At 70.6% G+C, this 17,348-nt stretch carries 12 protein-coding genes and 2 pseudogenes; 9 read left to right on the top strand and 5 right to left on the bottom strand.

What is annotated here, in order from left to right; all coding sequences use genetic code 11:
• Nucleotides 1–27 precede the first annotated feature (27 nt).
• The 7 genes and pseudogenes from rpsA (at nt 28) to RTA_RS06955 (ending at nt 5,853) form a co-directional block, all read left to right on the top strand.
• Complete coding sequence (gene rpsA / locus RTA_RS06985) at nt 28–1,704, top strand: 30S ribosomal protein S1 (protein ID WP_013900683.1); 1,677 nt, start codon at nt 28–30, stop codon at nt 1,702–1,704.
• A gap of 19 nt (nt 1,705–1,723) precedes the next feature.
• Nucleotides 1,724–2,062, top strand: a pseudogene (locus tag RTA_RS06980) (integration host factor subunit beta); the annotation flags it as partial.
• Between the two features lie 37 nt (nt 2,063–2,099).
• A complete protein-coding gene (locus tag RTA_RS06975) occupies nt 2,100–2,378 on the top strand; it encodes a LapA family protein (RefSeq protein ID WP_013900681.1) in 279 nt (92 codons plus the stop codon).
• Nucleotides 2,368–3,498 carry a lipopolysaccharide assembly protein LapB gene (gene lapB / locus RTA_RS06970; protein ID WP_013900680.1) on the top strand — a complete coding sequence of 377 codons (1,131 nt, stop codon included), beginning with the start codon at nt 2,368–2,370 and terminating at the stop codon, nt 3,496–3,498. Before RTA_RS06975 ends, lapB begins: the two co-directional genes overlap by 11 nt.
• The gene (rfaE1, locus tag RTA_RS06965) at nt 3,495–4,424 is read left to right on the top strand and encodes a D-glycero-beta-D-manno-heptose-7-phosphate kinase (protein ID WP_013900679.1); all 930 of its coding nucleotides are present in this window, start codon (nt 3,495–3,497) and stop codon (nt 4,422–4,424) included. The genes lapB and rfaE1 overlap by 4 nt, the downstream gene beginning before the upstream one ends.
• Nucleotides 4,421–5,455, top strand: coding sequence for an ADP-glyceromanno-heptose 6-epimerase (gene rfaD, locus RTA_RS06960; RefSeq protein WP_013900678.1), 1,035 nt, complete (start codon nt 4,421–4,423; stop codon nt 5,453–5,455). The genes rfaE1 and rfaD overlap by 4 nt, the downstream gene beginning before the upstream one ends.
• Nucleotides 5,456–5,556: 101 nt before the next feature.
• The gene (locus RTA_RS06955) at nt 5,557–5,853 is read left to right on the top strand and encodes a ComEA family DNA-binding protein (RefSeq protein ID WP_013900677.1); all 297 of its coding nucleotides are present in this window, start codon (nt 5,557–5,559) and stop codon (nt 5,851–5,853) included.
• Here the strand turns inward: RTA_RS06955 and RTA_RS06950 are convergent.
• Together RTA_RS06950 and RTA_RS06945 are read right to left on the bottom strand one after the other, a co-directional pair.
• Nucleotides 5,850–6,398 (bottom strand): DinB family protein, encoded by a 549-nt coding sequence (locus tag RTA_RS06950; protein WP_013900676.1) that lies wholly within the window; start codon nt 6,396–6,398, stop codon nt 5,850–5,852. The genes RTA_RS06955 and RTA_RS06950 overlap by 4 nt on opposite strands.
• A 20-nt stretch (nt 6,399–6,418) precedes the next feature.
• Nucleotides 6,419–10,027, bottom strand: coding sequence for a hydantoinase B/oxoprolinase family protein (locus RTA_RS06945; protein WP_013900675.1), 3,609 nt, complete (start codon nt 10,025–10,027; stop codon nt 6,419–6,421).
• Nucleotides 10,028–10,092: 65 nt separating this feature from the next.
• Between RTA_RS06945 and RTA_RS06940 the strand changes: the two genes are divergently transcribed.
• Both RTA_RS06940 and RTA_RS06935 read left to right on the top strand, forming a co-directional pair.
• Complete coding sequence (locus tag RTA_RS06940; RefSeq protein ID WP_013900674.1) at nt 10,093–10,602, top strand: TRAP transporter small permease; 510 nt, start codon at nt 10,093–10,095, stop codon at nt 10,600–10,602.
• On the top strand, nt 10,595–11,890 hold the full coding sequence (locus tag RTA_RS06935; RefSeq protein ID WP_013900673.1) for a TRAP transporter large permease: 1,296 nt from the start codon (nt 10,595–10,597) through the stop codon (nt 11,888–11,890). Before RTA_RS06940 ends, RTA_RS06935 begins: the two co-directional genes overlap by 8 nt.
• Nucleotides 11,891–11,900: 10 nt before the next feature.
• On the opposite strand, the gene RTA_RS06930 is transcribed toward RTA_RS06935, so the two are convergent.
• The 3 genes and pseudogenes from RTA_RS06930 to RTA_RS06920 all read right to left on the bottom strand — a co-directional run bounded on the left by RTA_RS06930 (nt 11,901) and on the right by RTA_RS06920 (nt 17,346).
• A complete protein-coding gene (locus RTA_RS06930; RefSeq protein WP_081466230.1) occupies nt 11,901–12,758 on the bottom strand; it encodes a CAP domain-containing protein in 858 nt (285 codons plus the stop codon).
• A 10-nt stretch (nt 12,759–12,768) separates the two neighbouring features.
• Entirely contained in the window at nt 12,769–14,175 is a 1,407-nt protein-coding gene (locus RTA_RS06925; protein WP_041675142.1) for an efflux transporter outer membrane subunit, read from the bottom strand.
• Nucleotides 14,172–17,346: pseudogene (locus RTA_RS06920) on the bottom strand (efflux RND transporter permease subunit). The gene RTA_RS06925 and the pseudogene RTA_RS06920 overlap by 4 nt, the downstream one beginning before the upstream one ends.
• Nucleotides 17,347–17,348: the final 2 nt, after the last annotated feature.

The following is a 17,348-nucleotide window of genomic DNA, read 5'->3' as shown; positions in this document are numbered from 1 at the left end:
AACCTGTGCGACGTGCAAGGAAACTGAATGTCTGAATCTTTTGCCGCCCTGTTCGAGGAATCGCTGCAACGCGCCGAGATGCGCCAGGGCGAGGTCATCACCGCCGAGGTGATCCGCATCGAGCACAGCTTCGTGGTCGTCAACGCCGGCCTCAAGTCCGAAGCCTACGTGCCGATCGACGAATTCAAGAACGACAAGGGCGAGATCGAAGTCCAGGCCGGCGACTTCGTGTCGGTGGCCATCGACGCCATCGAGAACGGCTACGGCGACACCATCCTGTCGCGCGACAAGGCCAAGCGCCTGGCCTCGTGGATGAGCCTGGAGAAGGCCCTGGAGTCCGGCGAGTTCGTCACCGGCACCACCAGCGGCAAGGTCAAGGGCGGCCTGACGGTGCTGGTCAACGGCATCCGCGCCTTCCTGCCCGGTTCGCTGATCGACACCCGTCCGATCAAGGACCTGAGCCCTTACGAGAACAAGACCCTGGAATTCAAGGTCATCAAGCTGGACCGCAAGCGCAACAACGTGGTGCTGAGCCGCCGCGCCGTGGTCGAAGCCTCCATGGGCGAGGAGCGCGCCAAGCTGATGGAAACCCTCAAGGAAGGCTCCATCGTCCGCGGCGTGGTCAAGAACATCACCGAGTACGGCGCCTTCGTCGACCTGGGCGGCATCGACGGCCTGCTGCACATCACCGACATGGCCTGGCGCCGCGTGCGCCACCCGTCCGAGGTGGTGCAGGCCGGCCAGGAGATCACCGCCAAGATCCTGAAGTTCGACACCGAGAAGAACCGCGTATCGCTGGGCCTCAAGCAGATGGGCGACGACCCCTGGATGGGCGTGTCGCGCCGCTACCCGCAGGGCACCCGCATGTTCGGCAAGGTCACCAACATCGCCGACTACGGCGCCTTCGTCGAGCTCGAGCCCGGCATCGAGGGCCTGGTGCACGTGTCCGAGATGGACTGGACCAACAAGAACGTGGCGCCGTCCAAGATCGTCTCGCTGGGCGACGAGGTCGAGGTCATGGTGCTGGAGATCGACGAGGACAAGCGCCGCATCTCCCTGGGCATGAAGCAGTGCAAGGCCAACCCCTGGCAGGAATTCGCGCAGAACACCAAGCGCGGCGACCGCGTCAAGGGCCCAATCAAGTCGATCACCGACTTCGGCGTGTTCGTCGGCCTGGCCGCCGGCATCGACGGCCTGGTGCACCTGTCCGACCTGTCCTGGAACGAGCCGGGCGAGCAGGCTGTGCGCAACTACAAGAAGGGCCAGGAGGTCGAGGCCATCGTGCTGGCCGTCGACGTGGACCGCGAGCGCATCAGCCTGGGCATCAAGCAGCTGGACGCCGACCCGTTCACCACCTTCGTGTCGGTGCACGACAAGGGCTCCGCGGTGAGCGGCAAGGTCAAGTCGGTCGACCCCAAGGGCGCCGAGATCGACCTGGGCCAGGACATCATCGGCTACCTGCGCGCCAGCGAGATCTCCCGCGACCGCGTGGAGGATGCCCGCAACGTGCTCAAGGAAGGCGACGAGGTCACGGCGGTGGTGGTGAACATCGACCGCAAGACCCGCAACATCCAGCTGTCGGTCAAGCAGAAGGACATGATCGACGAGCAGGGTGCGATGGCCAACCTGAGCCAGCAGTCGTCGCGCGAGAACGCCGGCACGACCAGCCTGGGCGCCCTGCTGCGCGCCAAGCTGGAAAAGTAAGAACCGCAGGACACGGCGGGCGGCGCTCGCCGTGTTTTCCTCCGTTATGACCCGATCCGACCTCGTCGAGGAACTGGCCGCCCGTTTCAGCCAGCTCACGCACCGCGACGCCGAGTACGCCGTCAAGACCATTCTCGACGCGATGAGCGAGGCGCTGGTGCGCGGGCACCGCATCGAGATCCGCGGCTTCGGCAGCTTCTCGATCAACCGCCGGCCGCCGCGCATGGGGCGCAACCCGCGCTCCGGCGAAAGCGTGCAGATCCCGGAAAAGCGCGTTCCCCACTTCAAGCCGGGCAAGGCCCTGCGCGAGGCGGTGGACCAGCGCACCGCCGAGATCGAGGCCGACGGCCAGCGCTAGCTCCTCGTTAGAATCCCGGGCTCCACTGGGGAGTCGGATGAAATACCTCATGTGGCTGCTGAAGGCAGCCATTTTTTTTACCCTGTTCGCCTTCGCGCTGAACAACCAGCAGGCCGTCACGGTGCACTTCTTCTTCGGCACGCAGTGGCAGGCACCCCTGGTGCTGGTGGTGCTGGCGGCGTTCGCGCTGGGACTGGTGATCGGCGCGCTGGGAATGGTGCCGCGCTGGTGGAAGCACCGCAACGCCGCCCGGCGCGGGCTGCCGGCCGATGCGCCCACCAGCATCATGCCCACCCAGGGGCCGCATGGACTCTGATTTCGCCTGGCTGCTGTGGGGCCTGCCGCTGGCTTTCGTGCTGGGCTGGCTGGCCTCCCGGCTGGACCTGCGCCAGCTGCGCATCGAGAACCGGCAGGCGCCCAAGGCGTACTTTCGCGGCCTGAACTTCCTGCTCAACGAGCAGCAGGACCAGGCCATCGACGCCTTCATCCAGGCGGTGCAGAACGATCCCGACACCTCCGAGCTGCACTTCGCGCTGGGCAACCTGTTCCGCCGGCGCGGCGAGTACGAGCGGGCCGTGCGGGTGCACGAGCACCTGCTCTCGCGCGGCGACCTCAGCCGCGAGGACCGGCACCGGGCCCAGCACGCGCTGGCCCTGGATTTCCTCAAGGCCGGCCTGCTGGACCGGGCCGAGGAGGCGCTGCGCAAGCTGGAAGGCACGGCCTACGGCGCCCAGGCGCTGCTGGCCCTGCTGGCCATCTACGAGCGCTCGCGCGACTGGGTGCGCGCCGGCGAGGCCGCGGCCAAGCTGGAGGCCTCCGGCCAGGGCGATTTCAGCGGCCGCCGCGCGCACTACCTGTGCGAACAGGCGGCCGGCGCGGGCAACGACGAAGCCGAACGCCTGCTGCGCCAGGCCATCGCCACCGCGCCCAGCACCGCCCGGCCCCGGCTCGCCCTGGCCGAGCTGCAGCGGCGCGCGGGCCAGCACGGCACCGCCTTCGACACCCTGGTCGAGCTGGCCGAGGTCGCGCCCGCGGCCCTGCCCCTGATCGCACGGCCGCTGACCGAATGCGCCGCCGCCTGCGGCCAGGAGGCGGCTGCCCGGCAGGTGCTCTCGCGCAGCTACGAGGCCGCGCCTTCGCTGGACGTGCTGGACGGCATCGTGGCGCTGGAAGACCCCGCGTCGGCACGCGACTGGTACGTCCGGCACCTGGAGCGGGAGCCCTCCCTGGTGGCCGCCGCCAAATGGCTGGTGGACGAGAAGCTCGAGCACGAGCAGTTCCATCCCCAGGTGCAGCGCGCGCTGGAGCACGCCGCCCGCCCGCTGACACGCTACCGCTGCGCCGCCTGCGGCTTCGAGGCCAAGCAGCATTTCTGGCAATGCCCCGGCTGCCAGGCCTGGGACAGTTATCCGGCGCGTCGCGTCGAGGAACTATGAAGTTATCCAAGCAACAACTTGCCAAGGCCCGTGTCCTGGTGGTGGGCGATCCCATGCTGGACCGCTACTGGCACGGCGCCGTGGAGCGCATCTCGCCCGAGGCGCCGGTGCCCGTCGTCAAGGTCAACCGCGAGGAGGAGCGCATCGGCGCCGCCGCCAACGTGGCCTACAACGTGGCCACGCTGGGCGCGCAGGCCAGCTTCCTGGGCGTGGTCGGCGACGACGAGCCGGGCCACCGCCTGGAGGCGCTGCTGCGCCAGACCGGCATCGCGGCCCACCTCAAGCGCGACCCGGGCCTGAAGACCACCGTCAAGCTGCGCGTCATCGGCCGCCAGCAGCAGCTGCTGCGCATGGACTTCGAGAACGAGCCCGACCACGAGGCGCTGGCGCTGCAGAACGAGACCTTCGCCGAGCTCGCGCCCTCGCACGACGCGGTGCTGTTCTCCGACTACGGCAAGGGCGGCCTGGCCCACATTCCGGCGATGATCGCGGCCGCGCGCGGCCAGGGCAAGCCGGTGCTGGTCGACCCCAAGGGCTCGGACTACACCCGCTACAGCGGCGCCAGCGTGATCACCCCCAACCGGGCCGAGCTGCAGCAGGTGGTGGGCAGCTGGCGCGACGCCGGCGAGCTGGCCGCGAAGGCGCAGGCCCTGCGCGAGCAGCTGCGGCTGCAAGCCCTGCTGGTCACGCTGGGCGAGGACGGCATGACGCTGTTCGACGCCCAGGGCCAGGCCCACGTGGGCGCGCAGGCGCGCGAGGTGTTCGACGTCACCGGCGCCGGCGACACCGTCATCGCCACCCTGGCCGCGCTGGTCGCCGCCGGCGTGCCCCTGCGCGAGGCCATGCCCCTGGCCAACAAGGCCGGCGGCATCGTGGTCGGCAAGTTCGGCACGGCCACCGTGTCCTACGAGGAGCTGTTCGCATGACGCGTCATGTGGTCACCGGCGCCGCCGGCTTCATCGGCAGCAACATCGTCAAGGGCCTGAACGAGCGCGGCATCGACGACATCATCGCCGTCGACGACCTGACCCAGGGCGACAAGTTCCGCAACCTGGCCGACCTGAAGATCGCCGACTATGTGGATGCGGACTACTTCTACGACGCGTTCGCCGACGGCCTGTTCGGCCCGGTGGAGGCAGTGTTCCATGAAGGCGCGTGCAGCGACACCATGGAGACCGACGGCAAGTACATGATGGACAACAACTACACGCTCACGTGTGGCTTGTTCAGGGCCTGCCAGGAGCGCGGCGCGCGGCTGCTGTACGCGTCCTCGGCCGCCACGTATGGCGAGGCGAAACCGGACCCGGTTTCGCCGGGCGGCTACCGCAGCTTCCGCGAATCGCCCGAGTTCGAGGGGCCGCTCAACGTCTACGGGTATTCCAAGCTGCTGGTCGACCAACGGCTGCGTCGCGAGACCGGCCCGCGCTTCGAGCGTGCGGCGCACCAGGTGGTGGGCTTCCGCTATTTCAACGTCTATGGCCCGCGCGAGCAGCACAAGGGCCGCATGGCCAGCGTGGCCTTCCACCAGTTCAACCAGTTCCGCGAGCAGGGGAAAGTGAAGCTGTTCGGCGAGTACGGCGGCTACGGCCCCGGCCAGCAGATGCGCGACTTCGTCTTCGTCGATGACGTGGTGGCGGTGAACCTCTGGTTCCTGGACCACCCGGAAAGATCCGGCCTGTTCAACCTGGGCAGCGGCCGGGCCCAGCCCTTCAACGACGTGGCGACGGCAGTGGTCAACGCGCTGCGGCCGGCGGGCGGCCCGGCGCTGGACACCGCCGCCGCGGCCGCCCAGGGCCTGATCGAGTACGTGCCCTTCCCCGAAGCGCTGCGCGGCAAGTACCAATGCTACACCCAGGCCGACCTGTCGGCGCTGCGGGCGGCCGGCTGCCAGCATGCCTTTGCCGACGTACAGACCGGCGTGGCGCGCTACATGGCCTGGCTGGCGACGCAGGCCTGAGGCGCACGTCCTCCTCCAGGTTGATGACAACCATCCTGGCGCGCGGCCGTTGAAGCGGCAGTGCCGGCGCCGTGCCGGCACGCCACCAAGGAGGGTGTCCCATGCTCAAGAAGATCCTGGCCGTTCTGGCCCTGTGCTGCGCCACCGCCGCCATGGCGGTGGAGATCAACAAGGCCACCGAGGCCGAGCTCGACGGCGTCAAGGGCATCGGCCCCGGCACGTCCAAGATCATCCTGGCCGAGCGCAAGCAGGGCGAGTTCAAGGACTGGGCCGACTTCATCGAGCGGGTCAAGGGCGTGGGCGACGCGCGCGCCGCCCACCTGTCCGAGGCGGGCCTGAGAATCGGCGGCGCGTCCTACCGGCCGACCATCGCCCCGGTCGGCGGCGCCAAGCGCTAGACCAGCGCGATGGCGTCGGTCACGCCCGGGTCCACGCCGGCCTGCATCAGCAGCGTGGTCACCTGGCCGCGGTGGTGGGTCTGGTGGTTGAAGAAGTGCGTCATTGCCTGCCAGGCGGGGTGCTCGCGGGCCATGCCCTTGAGGTTGTGGTAGCGCATGGTCCACTGCGTGGCGCCGGCTGGCAGGTCGCCCAGCCAGACCTCGATAGCTGCGTCCAGCTGGGCCCGCTTGGCGCGCAGCGCCGCCCAGTCCTCGTACAGCACCTGGTCCAGCGTGTACGTGGCCGGCAACTCCAGCACACTCTCGTCCAGGCTGGCGATGTCCGTGCGGTGGTCGTGCGCGCACTGGCGAAAGCGTCGCAGCCAGCCCTGGTCGCCCAGCACCAGGTGGTTGAGCGTTCTGTGGATGGAGCCGAAGAAGGCACCGCGATCGCGCTTGCGTTCCTCGTCGGAGAGCTGCTCGCAGCTGTCGTACAACCGCTGGTTGCACCAGCGGTTGTAGCGCGCCAGAAAGCGGTAGTTCTCGAGGAAAGCCGTGTCGTCCATGGCTGCCATGCTCCTGCCGCTCAGGGTTTGCCGTAGCCGCCGCCGCCCGGCGTGTGGATCTCGAACACGTCGCCCGGCCGCATGGCCGCCGAGCCGATGTGGTCCAGCTCCTCGGTGCGGCCGTCGGCCCGCACCACCCGGTTGATGCCCACCGCACCCGGCGAGCCGCCCGCCATGCCGAACGAGGGATGCCTGCGCCCGTTGGACAGGATGCTGGCGGTCATGTCCTCCAGGAAGCGCACGCGGCGGATGCCCCCATCGCCGCCCTGCCAGCGGCCGGCCCCGCCCGAGCCGTGGCGGATCTCGTAGCTCTCCAGCCGCACCGGGAAGCGGAATTCCAGCACCTCGGGGTCGGTCAGCCGTGAATTGGTCATGTGGGTCTGGACCACGCTGGTGCCGTCGAAGCCCCCGACGACGGTGCCGCTGGCGTCGGTCACGGCCCCCGCGCCCGAGCCGCCCGAGATGGTCTCGTAGTACTGGTGGCGCTCGTTGCCGAAGGTGAAGTTGTTCATGGTGCACTGCCCCGCAGCCATCACGCCCAGCGCGCCGTAGAGCGCGTTGGTGATGCAGGTGGAGGTCTCCACGTTGCCGGCCACCACCGAGGCCGGCGGGTTCGGGTTGAGCATGGAGCCGGGCGGGATGATCACCTTCAGGGGCTTCAGGCAGCCCGCGTTGAGCGGGATGTCGTCGTCCACCAGGGTGCGGAACACGTACAGCACCGCGGCCATGCACACGGCCGTCGGCGCGTTGAAGTTGTTGGCCTGCTGCGGCGACGTGCCGCTGAAGTCGATCTCGGCGCTGCGGTTCTCCGCGTCGACGCGGATGGCCACCCGGATCTGCGCGCCGTTGTCCAGCGGCAGGGTGAACTGTCCGTCCCTGAGCCGCGTGATGACCCGGCGCACCGACTCCTCGGCGTTGTCCTGCACGTGGCGCATGTAGGCCTGCACCACATCCAGGCCGAACTGCTCCACCATGCGGCGCAGCTCCTGCACGCCCTTCTCGTTGGCCGCGATCTGCGCCTTGAGGTCGGCCATGTTCTGCGCCGGGTTGCGGCTGGGGTACTGGCCGCCGGCCAGCAGGGCCAGCATCTCGGCCTCGCGCAGCACGCCGCGGTCGACCAGCTTGACGTTGTCGATCTGCACGCCCTCCTCCTCGATGCGGGTGGAGAACGGCGGCATGGAGCCCGGCGTGGTGCCGCCGATGTCGGCATGGTGACCGCGGGAGCCGACGTAGAAGAGGGGGTCGGCATGGCCGGTCAGGTACACCGGCGTGATCACCGTCACGTCCGGCAGGTGCGTGCCGCCGTGGTAGGGGTCGTTGAGCACGTACACGTCGCCCGGCGACATGGTCCCCGCGTTCTCGCGGATCACCGTCTTGATGCTCTCGCCCATGGAGCCCAAATGCACCGGCATGTGCGGCGCGTTGGCGATCAGGTTGCCCTGCGCGTCGAACAGCGCGCAGGAGAAATCCAGCCTTTCCTTGATGTTCACCGAGTAGGCCGTGTTCTGCAGCTGCAGTCCCATCTGCTCGGCGATGTTCATGAACAGGTTGTTGAACACTTCCAGCAGCACCGGGTCGACCTGGGTGCCGGCGGCGAAGCGCGCGGCACGCGGCGTGCGCCGCTCCAGCACCAGGTGGTCCAGCGCCGTCAGCTGCGCCTGCCAGCCCGGCTCCACCACCGTGGTGGCGTTCTTCTCGGCGATGATGGCCGGCCCGGGCAGCAGGTCGCCGGGCCGCATGTCCTCGCGCACCACCAGCGCCGCTTCGTGCCACTGGCCGCCCGAGTACATGCGCACGGTTTCGCGCCGCGGCACCTCCCGCACCGGGTGCACCTCGTGCCGCGACTCGGCCGGCGCGTCGCCGGCCACCACGGCTTCCACCGACACCGCCTCCACCACCAGGCCCTTGCCCTGCATCAGGAAGGCGAAGCGCTGGCGGTAGGCGGCCTCGAAGGCGGTGGTGATGGCGTCCAGGTCGCCGAATTGCACAACCAGGGCCGAATCGCTGCCCTGGTAGCGCACGTGTACCCGGCGGTGCACCTCGATGGCGCCGGCGCCGACCTGCTGCTGCAGCTCGGCCCGGGCCGCCGCCGCCAGCATGTCCAGCCGCTGGACCACCTGCGGCAGCGAGTCGGCCCTCAGCGGCAGCTCCACCGCCTGCTCGCGGATCACGTTCTGGTCCGCCAGGCCCATGCCGTAGGCCGACAGCACGCCGGCCAGCGGGTGCACGAACACGCGGTTCATGCCCAGCGCGTCGGCCACCAGGCAGGCATGCTGGCCGCCCGCGCCGCCGAAGCACTGCAGCGTGTAGCGCGTGACGTCGTAGCCGCGTGCCACCGAGATCTTCTTGATGGCGTTGGCCATCTGCTGCACGGCGATGGCGATGAAGCCCTCGGCCACCTCCTCCGCGCCGCGCCCCGCCCGCTCGGCCAGCTCGCCGAACTTCGCCCCCACCACCTCGGCGCTGAGTGGCTCATCCCCTCGGGGGCCGAACACCCGCGGGAAGTGCGCGGGCTGGATCTTGCCCACCATCACGTTGGCGTCGGTCACCGTCAGCGGCCCGCCGCGCCGGTAGCTGGCCGGCCCGGGGTTGGCCCCGGCGCTGCGGGGCCCGACGCGAAAGCGCGAGCCGTCGAACTCCAGGATGGAGCCGCCGCCAGCGGCCACCGTGTGGATGCTCATCATGGGCGCGCGCATGCGCACCCCCGCCACCTGGGTCTCGAACTCGCGCTCGAACTCGCCGGCGAAGTGCGACACGTCGGTGGAGGTGCCGCCCATGTCGAAGCCGATCACCCGGTCGTGGCCGGCCAGCTGGGCGGTGCGGGCCATGCCCACGATGCCGCCCGCCGGGCCGGACAGGATGGCGTCCTTGCCGTGGAAGGCGTGGGCATCGGTCAGGCCGCCCGAGGACTGCATGAAGAACAGCGGGACGCCCGGCATCTCCCCGGCCACCTGGTCCACGTAGCGGCGCAGGATGGGCGAGAGATAGGCGTCCACCACCGTGGTGTCGCCGCGGCTGACGAACTTCATCATGGGGCTGGTCTGGTGCGAGGTGCTCACCTGCGCGAAGCCGGCCTCGTGCGCCAGCCGGCCGGCGGCCTGCTCGTGCGCCGTATGCCGCCAGCCGTGCATGAAGACGACGGCCACGCTGCGCAGGCCGCGCCCCCGGGCGGCGCGCAGGGCCTGGCGCAGGTGCTCCTCGTCCAGCGGCTGGATCACCTCGCCTTGCGCACCCACCCGCTCGCGCGCTTCCACCACCTCGGCGTACAGCAGCTCGGGCAGCAGGATGCGCCGGTCGAACAGCCGCGGGCGGTTCTGGTAGGCGATGCGCAGCGCGTCGCGAAAGCCCTGGGTCGTCACCAGCAGCGTGGGCTCGCCCTTGCGCTCCAGCAGCGCATTGGTGGCTACCGTGGTGCCCATCTTCACGCACTCCACTTGCGTGGGCGTCACCGGCTCGCCGGCTCGCAGGCCCAGCAGCTGCCGGATGCCGGCCACGGCAGCGTCACGGTACTGCTCGGGGTTCTCGGACAGCAGCTTGTGCGTCACCAGCGTGCCGTCCGGCCGCTTGCCGACCACGTCGGTGAAGGTGCCGCCGCGGTCGATCCAGAATTGCCAGCGTCCAGGGGTCATGGGTTCCTGCGGGAATGGGGGTGGAGCAACGCAATAATGCCCCATTGCCAACATGGAGGGTTGCGATGAGGCGCTTATTGGATGGGCTCTACGACGGGGCCGCCTGGCTGGCCGCGCTGGCCATGGTCGGCGTGCTGGCGATGGTGCTGCTGTCCATCGTCAGCCGCCAGGCCGGCTTCCACGTGCCGGGCACCGACGCCTACGCCGGCTACTGCATGGCTGCCGCGGGTTTCCTGGCGCTGGCCCACACGCTGCGCCGCGGCGAGCACATCCGCGTGACCCTGCTGCTCGGGCGGCTGCAGGGCCGCGCGCGCCAGGCCCTGGAGCTGTGGGCGCTGTCGGCCGCGGTGCTGCTGGCCGGGTTGCTCGCCTTCTACGCCGCACGCCTGGCCTGGGTCTCGCGCTCGCTGAACGACATCTCCACCAGCAGCGACGCCACGCCGCTGTGGATCCCGCAGCTCGCGTTCGGCGTGGGCGCTGTGGTGCTGTTCATCGCTTTCCTGGACGAATGGGTGCAGCAGCTACGAGGGCGCCGCGCCGCCGCCCAGCCGGCGGAGGCGCTGCGCAATGAATGAGATCGCCATCACCGCGCTGCTGATCGTCTCGCTGTTCGCCCTGCTGGGCACCGGCGTGTGGATTGGCCTGACGCTGACCGGCGTCGCCTGGATCGGCATGCAGCTGTTCTCGGCCCGGCCCGCCGGCGACGCGATGGCCGTCACCGTCTGGGGCGCCGCCTCGAGCTGGACTCTCACCGCCCTGCCGCTGTTCATCTGGATGGGCGAGATCCTGTTCCGCACGCGGCTGTCGGAAAGCATGTTCCGCGGCCTGGCGCCCTGGGTCTCGCGCCTGCCGGGCCGCCTGCTGCACACCAACGTGATCGGCTGCACCATCTTCGCCGCGGTCTCGGGCTCGTCGGCCGCCACCTGCGCCACCATCGGCAAGATGTCGCTGCCCGAACTCGGCCGGCGCGGCTACCCGGAGGAGATCACCATCGGCTCGCTGGCCGGCGCCGGCACCCTGGGCCTGCTGATCCCGCCGTCCATCATCATGATCGTCTACGGCGTGTCGGCCGACGTGTCCATCGCCAAGCTGTTCATCGCCGGCGTCCTGCCCGGCATCCTGCTGGCGGCGCTGTTCTCCGGCTACCTGGGCCTGTGGTCGCTGCTGAACCCGGGGCGCGTGCCCGCGCCCGAATCCACCCTCGGCCTGCGCCAGAAGCTGCACGAGTCGCGCCACCTGATCCCCGTCGTGGCGCTGATCGGGGCGGTGCTGGGCTCCATCTACAGCGGCGTCGCCACTGCCACCGAGGCCGCCGCCGTGGGCGTGGTGGGCTCGCTGGCGCTGTCGGTGGCGCAAGGCTCGCTGAACTGGGCCACCTTCCGCGACTCGCTGATGGGCGCCACCCGCCTGTACTGCATGATCGCGCTGATCCTGGCCGGCGCGGCCTTCCTCACTCTGTCCATGGGCTACATCGGCCTGCCGCGGCGGCTGGCGGAGTTCGTCGGCTCGCTGGGCCTGTCGCCCTTCATGCTGGTGGTCGCCCTGGCCGTGTTCTACATCCTGCTGGGCTGCTTCCTGGACGGCATCTCCATGGTGGTGCTGACCATGGGCGTGGTCCTGCCGACGGTGCAGGCCGCCGGCCTGGACCTGGTGTGGTTCGGCGTCTTCATCGTCATCGTGGTGGAGATGGCCCAGATCACGCCGCCGGTGGGCTTCAACCTTTTCGTGCTGCAGGGCATGACCGGCAAGGAGATTACCTGGATCGCGCGGGCCGCCCTGCCGTTCTTCCTGCTGCTGTGCGCGATGGTGCTGCTGCTGTGGTTCTTCCCGCAGATCGCGCTCTGGCTGCCGGCGCAGATGTGAAGCCGGTGCCTCAGCGCGGCCGGGCCAGCACCTGCGCCCAGTAGCTGCCGTCCGGGCTGGCGGGGTTCACCGCGTAGGCGATGCCCATCTGGGTGAACCGCGGCGACATCAGGTTGGCGCAGTGCGTGGGGCTGGCCAGCCAGTCGCGCACCACCTCCCGCGCCGTCTGCTGGCCCGAGGCGATGTTCTCGCCCACGCTGCGCCAGGCATAGCCGGCGCGCGTCACTCGCCGGTCGGCGCCGCTGCCGTCGCGGCCCCGGTGGCCCAGGTAGCCGTGGCGCGCCATGTCCTGCGCATGTACCGCCGCGGCGCGGTCCAGCCGGGCATCGGCCTGCAGCGGCGGCGCCGCCGCGAACGACCGGTTGCCGCAGCGCCGCGGCTGCGAGCGGGCCTGGTTGGATAGCGCCAGGACCTGCGCCGCCACGTCGCGCGCCTGCGACGGAGCGGGCGGATGGAACGGCGCAGCCAGCACGATCCAGTAGGACGTGCCGCGCCGGTGCAGGCCCATGGCGCTCAGCGCCGGATTGGTCAGCGGCTCGCAGTAGCGGGCCGCCAGCGCGCCCGCCACGGCGGCCGGTGAGGGGTAGCCGTTCAACTGCACCTGGGCGAACGACTTGGCGCGAAAGCCGGCCTGCCGCATCGCCTGCAGGGCCGGCTCGCCCGCGGCGATGCGCCGCGCGGCCTCGGCCAGCCGGGGCTCGGTGCGCAGCGGCGCGCGCACGCCGGCCCGGCCCTGGCAGCCGCGCTCGCGCGCGGCGGCGATGGCCTGGACCAGCGCCTCGTCGGCGCCGGCCTGCGCACCGGCCAAGCCGCAGCTGCCGGCCAGCACCAGGGCCCCTGCGCCTCGCAACACTGCACGGGCCGGCATGATGCGACCCCTAAGGCGTGCCGGCGGTGCCGGTGCCCGGCTCGCGCCAGCCGCCGCCCAGCGAGCGGTACAGCAGCACCTGGTTCTGCAGCTGCTGCACCCGGGTCTGGATCTCGGCCTGCTGCGCGGTGAACAGCGAGCGCTGCGCGTCCAGCAGGTCCAGGAAGCTGGCCACGCCGGCGTCGTACCGCAGCTGCGACAGCCGCAGCCGCGCGCTCTCCGCCTCGACCACGTTGCGCTGCGCCTGCAGCTGCTCGCCGAAGGTGGCGCGGCCGGCCAGCGCGTCCGCCACCTCGCGGAAGGCCGACTGGATGGCCTGTTCGTACTGGGCGATCGCGATGTCGCGCGAGACATTGGCCGAGCGCAGGCCCGCCCGGTTGCGCCCTGCGTCGAAGATGGGCTGCAGCAGCTGCGGCGCCACCGTCAGGCCCCAGGAGCCGCCGTTGAACAGGCCCGACAGCTCGGTGCTGGCGCGGCCCACGCCCGCGGTCAGCGAGATGTTCGGGAAGAAGGCCGCGCGGGCGGCGCCGATGTTGGCGTTGGCGGCGATCAGCTGCTGCTCGGCCTGGCGCACGTCGGGCCGCCGCACCAGCACCTCGGACGGCAGGCCGGCCGGCACGTCGGGCAGCGCGATGTCGGCGATGCGCGCCGTGACCTGCAGCTCCGGCGGCACCGGCTCACCCAGCAGCAAGGCCAGGGTGTTGAGGTCCAGCGCGCGCTGGCGCTGCTGCTGGGCCAGGGCCACCCGCGCGTTCTCCAGCAGCGACTGCGATTGCCGGAAGTCCAGCTCGGAGGCGGCGCCGCTCTCGAAGCGCAGCCGCGTCAGCCGCAGCGACTCCTCGCGCGTGCTCAGCGTCTGCCGCGTCAGGGCCAGCTGCTCCTCGTCGGCCACCAGGAACAGCCAGGTGTTGGCCACGGTGGACACCAGGGTGATCTGCGCCGCCTTGCGGCCCTCCTCGGTGGCCAGGAACTGGGCCAGCGCCGCCTGGCTGAGGCTGGCGATGCGGCCGAAGAAATCGATCTCCCAGGCCGAGAACAGCAGGCCGGCGGTGTAGGTGGTGGCGCTGCCGCCGCCGGGCGTGGGCGTGCGGCTGCCCGCCACCGAGGCGCCCACGGTCGGGAGGCGGTCGGCCCGGCGGATGTCGTACTGCGCCCGCGCCTGCTCGACGTTGAGCATCGCCAGCCGCAGGTCGCGGTTGTTGCGCAGGGCCGTGGCGATCAGCTGGCGCAGCCGCGCATCGCCGAAGAATTCCTGCCAGTCCAGCGCAGCGGGTGCCGTGCCCTCGGCCGCGGCCGGGTACGGGAAGGCCGCGGGCACGGGCGGCGCGGGCCGCTCGTAGGTGGGCATCATCGAGCAGCCGGCCAGCACGGCGGCGGCCAGCGGCGCCGGTGGCCAGGGGCGGATCAGTCGTCTCATGCCGGGTCTCCCGCGCGAGCGCCGGGCGGCGGCTCGCGATCCAGCTCGTGGGCGTGCATGCGGCGCTGGCGCTCGCTGCCCTTGAAGAAGCCCCGGACCACCACGAAGAACACCGGGACGAAGAACACGGCCAGCGCGGTGCCCGTGAGCATGCCGCCCAGCACGCCGGTGCCGATGGCGCGCTGGCTGGCCGAGCCCGCGCCCGAGGCGATGACCAGCGGCAGCACGCCCAGGCCGAAGGCCAGCGAGGTCATGACGATGGGCCGGAACCGCAGGTGCGCCGCGGCCAGCGCCGACTCGATCACGCCCTTGCCCTGGGCCTGCAGGTCCTTGGCGAACTCGATGATCAGGATGGCGTTCTTGGCCGACAGGCCGATGATGGTGATCAGGCCCACCTGGAAGTACACGTCGTTTGCGTAGCTGCGCAGCCAGGTCGCCATCAGCACACCCACCACGCCCAGCGGCACCACCAGGATCACCGCCAGCGGGATGGACCAGCTCTCGTACAGCGCGGCCAGGCACAGGAACACGGCCAGGATGGCGAAGCCGTACAGGATGAGCGCCTGCGCGCCGGCGAGCTTCTCCTCGCGCGACTGGCCGGTCCACTCGTAGGCGAAGCCCGGCGGCAGCTGGCCGGCCAGGCGCTCCATCTCGGCCAGGGCGGCGCCGGAGCTGTAGCCCGGGGCGGCCGAACCGGAGATGCGCATGGCCGGGTAGCCGTTGTAGCGCACCGCCTGCGTGGCGCCGTTCACCCAGCGGGTGCTGGCGAAGGCCGACAGCGGCACCGGCCGGCCCTGGGTGTTGACGGCGTTGAGCCGCAGCAGGTCCTCCGGCTGCATGCGCGAGGGCGCGTCGGCCTGGACGATCACCCGCTGCAGCCGGCCGCGGTTGGGGAAGTCGTTGATGTAGCTCGAGCCCAGTGCGGTGGACAGCGTGGTGCTGATCGCCTCGAACGTCACGCCCAGCGCCTGCGCCTTCTGGCGGTCGATGTCCAGCTGCAGTTGCGGCGCGTCCTCCAGGCCGTCGGGCCGCACCTGCGCCAGCACCGGGCTTTTCGCGGCCAGGCCCAGCAGCTGGTTGCGCGCCGCGGTCAGCGCCTCGCGGCCCTGGCCGCCGCGGTCCTGCAGGCGGAAGGTGAAGCCGGGAGGCCGTGCCCAGCTCGGGGATGGGCGGCGGGCTCAGCGGGAAGATGAAGGCGTCGCGGACGCCGGCCAGGCCGCCGAACGCGCGGCCGGCCAGCGCCTGCGCCGACTGGCCCTCGTCCTCGCGCTCGTCCCAGGGCTTGAGCGTGACGAAGGCGAGCGCCGCGTTCTGGCCCTGGCCGGAAAACGAGAAGCCCAGCACGCCGACCATGCTCTGGACCTCGGGCTGCTTGAGGATGAAGCCCTCGACCTGCTCCATCACCGACAGGGTGCGCTGCTGGGTGGCGCCCGGCGGCAGCTGCACGTTGACGATGAGGTAGCCCTGGTCCTCCTGCGGCAGGAAGGAGGTGGGCAGGCGGGTGTAGAACAGGGCCGCGGCCGCGGCGATCACCAGGTACAGCAGCATGAAGCGCGGCGCGCGGCGCAGCATCCGGCCCACCAGGCCCTCGTAGCCCTTGGCCGTGCGGCCGAAGGAGCGGTTGAACCAGCCGAAGAAGCCGCGCTTGTCGTGGTGCTGGCCCTTCTCCACCGGCTTGAGCAGGGTGGCGCACAGCGCCGGGGTGAGCGACAGCGCCATGAAGGCCGAGAACGCGATGGACGACACCATCACCGCCGAGAACTGGCGGTAGATGTTGCCGGTGGCGCCGGCAAAGAAGGCCAGCGGCACGAACACCGAGATCAGCACCACTGTCACGCCGACGATGGCGCCCTGGATCTGCCCCATGGCCTTGCGGGTCGCCTCGCGCGGCGGCAGGCCCTCCTCGGTCATGATGCGCTCGACGTTCTCCACCACCACGATGGCGTCGTCCACCACGATGCCGATCACCAGCACCATGCCGAACATGGTCAGCACGTTGATGGAAAAGCCCAGCGCCAGCAGCGTGGCGAAGGTGCCCAGCAGGGCCACCGGCACCACCAGCGTGGGGATGATGGTGTATCGCCAGTTCTGCAGGAACAGGTACATCACCACGAACACCAGCGCCACCGCCTCCAGCAGCGTCACCACCACCTGCTCGATGGAGATGCGCACGAAGCGCGAGCTGTCGTAGGGGATGTCCCACTTCATGCCGGCCGGGAAGTACGGCGCCAGCTCGCCCATGCGCCGGCGCACCGCGTCGGCCGTGGCCAGCGCGTTGCCGGTGGGCGAGAGCTGGACGCCGATGCCGGTGGACGGCCTGCCGTTCAGCCGCGCGGAGGTGGCGAAGCTCTGGGCGTCGAGCTCGACGCGCGCCACGTCCCGCAGCCGCACGGTGGAGCCGTCGGTGTTGGCGCGCAACACGATGGCGGCGAACTGCTCGGGCGAGGTCAGCTGGCCGTTGACCACCACCGTGGCGGCGATGCCCTGGCCCTGCACGTTGGGCAGGTCGCCGATGGCGCCGGCGGACACCTGCGCGTTCTGCGCCCGGATCGCGGCGTTGACCTCGGCCGTCGACAGGTTGAAGCCGACCAGCTTCTGCGGATCGATCCAGATGCGCATGGCGGCCTCGGTGCCGAACAGCTGAGCCTGGCCCACGCCGGGCAGGCGCTGGATCTCGGGCAGCACGTTGCGCGAGGCGTAGTCGCCGAGCTGAACCGGCGTGAAGTTGGCTGTGTCGTCCGAGGACAGGATGGCGAACAGCAGGAAGTTCGAGCGCGCCTGGTCCACCCGCACGCCCTGCTGTGTCACCGCCTGGGGCAGGCGCGGCGCGGCGCGCGACAGGCGGTTCTGCACGTCCACCTGCGCCAGGCTGGGATCGGTGCCGGACTCGAAGCTCAGGGTGATCTGCCCGTTGCCGTTGGCCTGCGCCACCGACTCGATGTAGATCAGGCCCGGGGAGCCGTTCATCTCCTGCTCGATCACGCTGATCACGCTCTCCTCGAGCGTGCGCGCCGAGGCGCCCGGGTAGGTGGCGTTGATGACGATGGACGGGGGCGCCACCGGCGGGTACTGCGCCACCGGCAGCTGGGTGATGGCGACGCCGCCCAGGACGATGATGAACAGCGCGATGACCCAGGCGAAGATGGGCCGGTCGATGAAGAACTTGGCCATGG

The sequence above is a fragment of the Ramlibacter tataouinensis TTB310 genome, assembly GCF_000215705.1.
Lineage (GTDB): Bacteria > Pseudomonadota > Gammaproteobacteria > Burkholderiales > Burkholderiaceae_C > Ramlibacter > Ramlibacter tataouinensis.
The sequence above is the reverse complement of the archived record's forward strand: the minus strand, read 5'-3'. Positions and strand labels throughout refer to the sequence as shown.

What these genes read in the sequence shown, in the direction of transcription:
- RTA_RS06955 (WP_013900677.1), top strand. Translation starts at nt 5,557, where the DNA reads ATGCTCAAGAAGATCCTGGCCGTTCTGGCCCTGTGCTGCGCCACCGCC.
- lapB (WP_013900680.1), top strand. Translation starts at nt 2,368, where the DNA reads ATGGACTCTGATTTCGCCTGGCTGCTGTGGGGCCTGCCGCTGGCTTTC.
- RTA_RS06975 (WP_013900681.1), top strand. Translation starts at nt 2,100, where the DNA reads ATGAAATACCTCATGTGGCTGCTGAAGGCAGCCATTTTTTTTACCCTG.
- RTA_RS06950 (WP_013900676.1), bottom strand. Translation starts at nt 6,398, where the DNA reads ATGGACGACACGGCTTTCCTCGAGAACTACCGCTTTCTGGCGCGCTAC.
- RTA_RS06925 (WP_041675142.1), bottom strand. Translation starts at nt 14,175, where the DNA reads ATGAGACGACTGATCCGCCCCTGGCCACCGGCGCCGCTGGCCGCCGCC.
- rfaD (WP_013900678.1), top strand. Translation starts at nt 4,421, where the DNA reads ATGACGCGTCATGTGGTCACCGGCGCCGCCGGCTTCATCGGCAGCAAC.
- RTA_RS06930 (WP_081466230.1), bottom strand. Translation starts at nt 12,758, where the DNA reads ATGCCGGCCCGTGCAGTGTTGCGAGGCGCAGGGGCCCTGGTGCTGGCC.
- rpsA (WP_013900683.1), top strand. Translation starts at nt 28, where the DNA reads ATGTCTGAATCTTTTGCCGCCCTGTTCGAGGAATCGCTGCAACGCGCC.
- rfaE1 (WP_013900679.1), top strand. Translation starts at nt 3,495, where the DNA reads ATGAAGTTATCCAAGCAACAACTTGCCAAGGCCCGTGTCCTGGTGGTG.
- RTA_RS06945 (WP_013900675.1), bottom strand. Translation starts at nt 10,027, where the DNA reads ATGACCCCTGGACGCTGGCAATTCTGGATCGACCGCGGCGGCACCTTC.
- RTA_RS06940 (WP_013900674.1), top strand. Translation starts at nt 10,093, where the DNA reads ATGAGGCGCTTATTGGATGGGCTCTACGACGGGGCCGCCTGGCTGGCC.
- RTA_RS06935 (WP_013900673.1), top strand. Translation starts at nt 10,595, where the DNA reads ATGAATGAGATCGCCATCACCGCGCTGCTGATCGTCTCGCTGTTCGCC.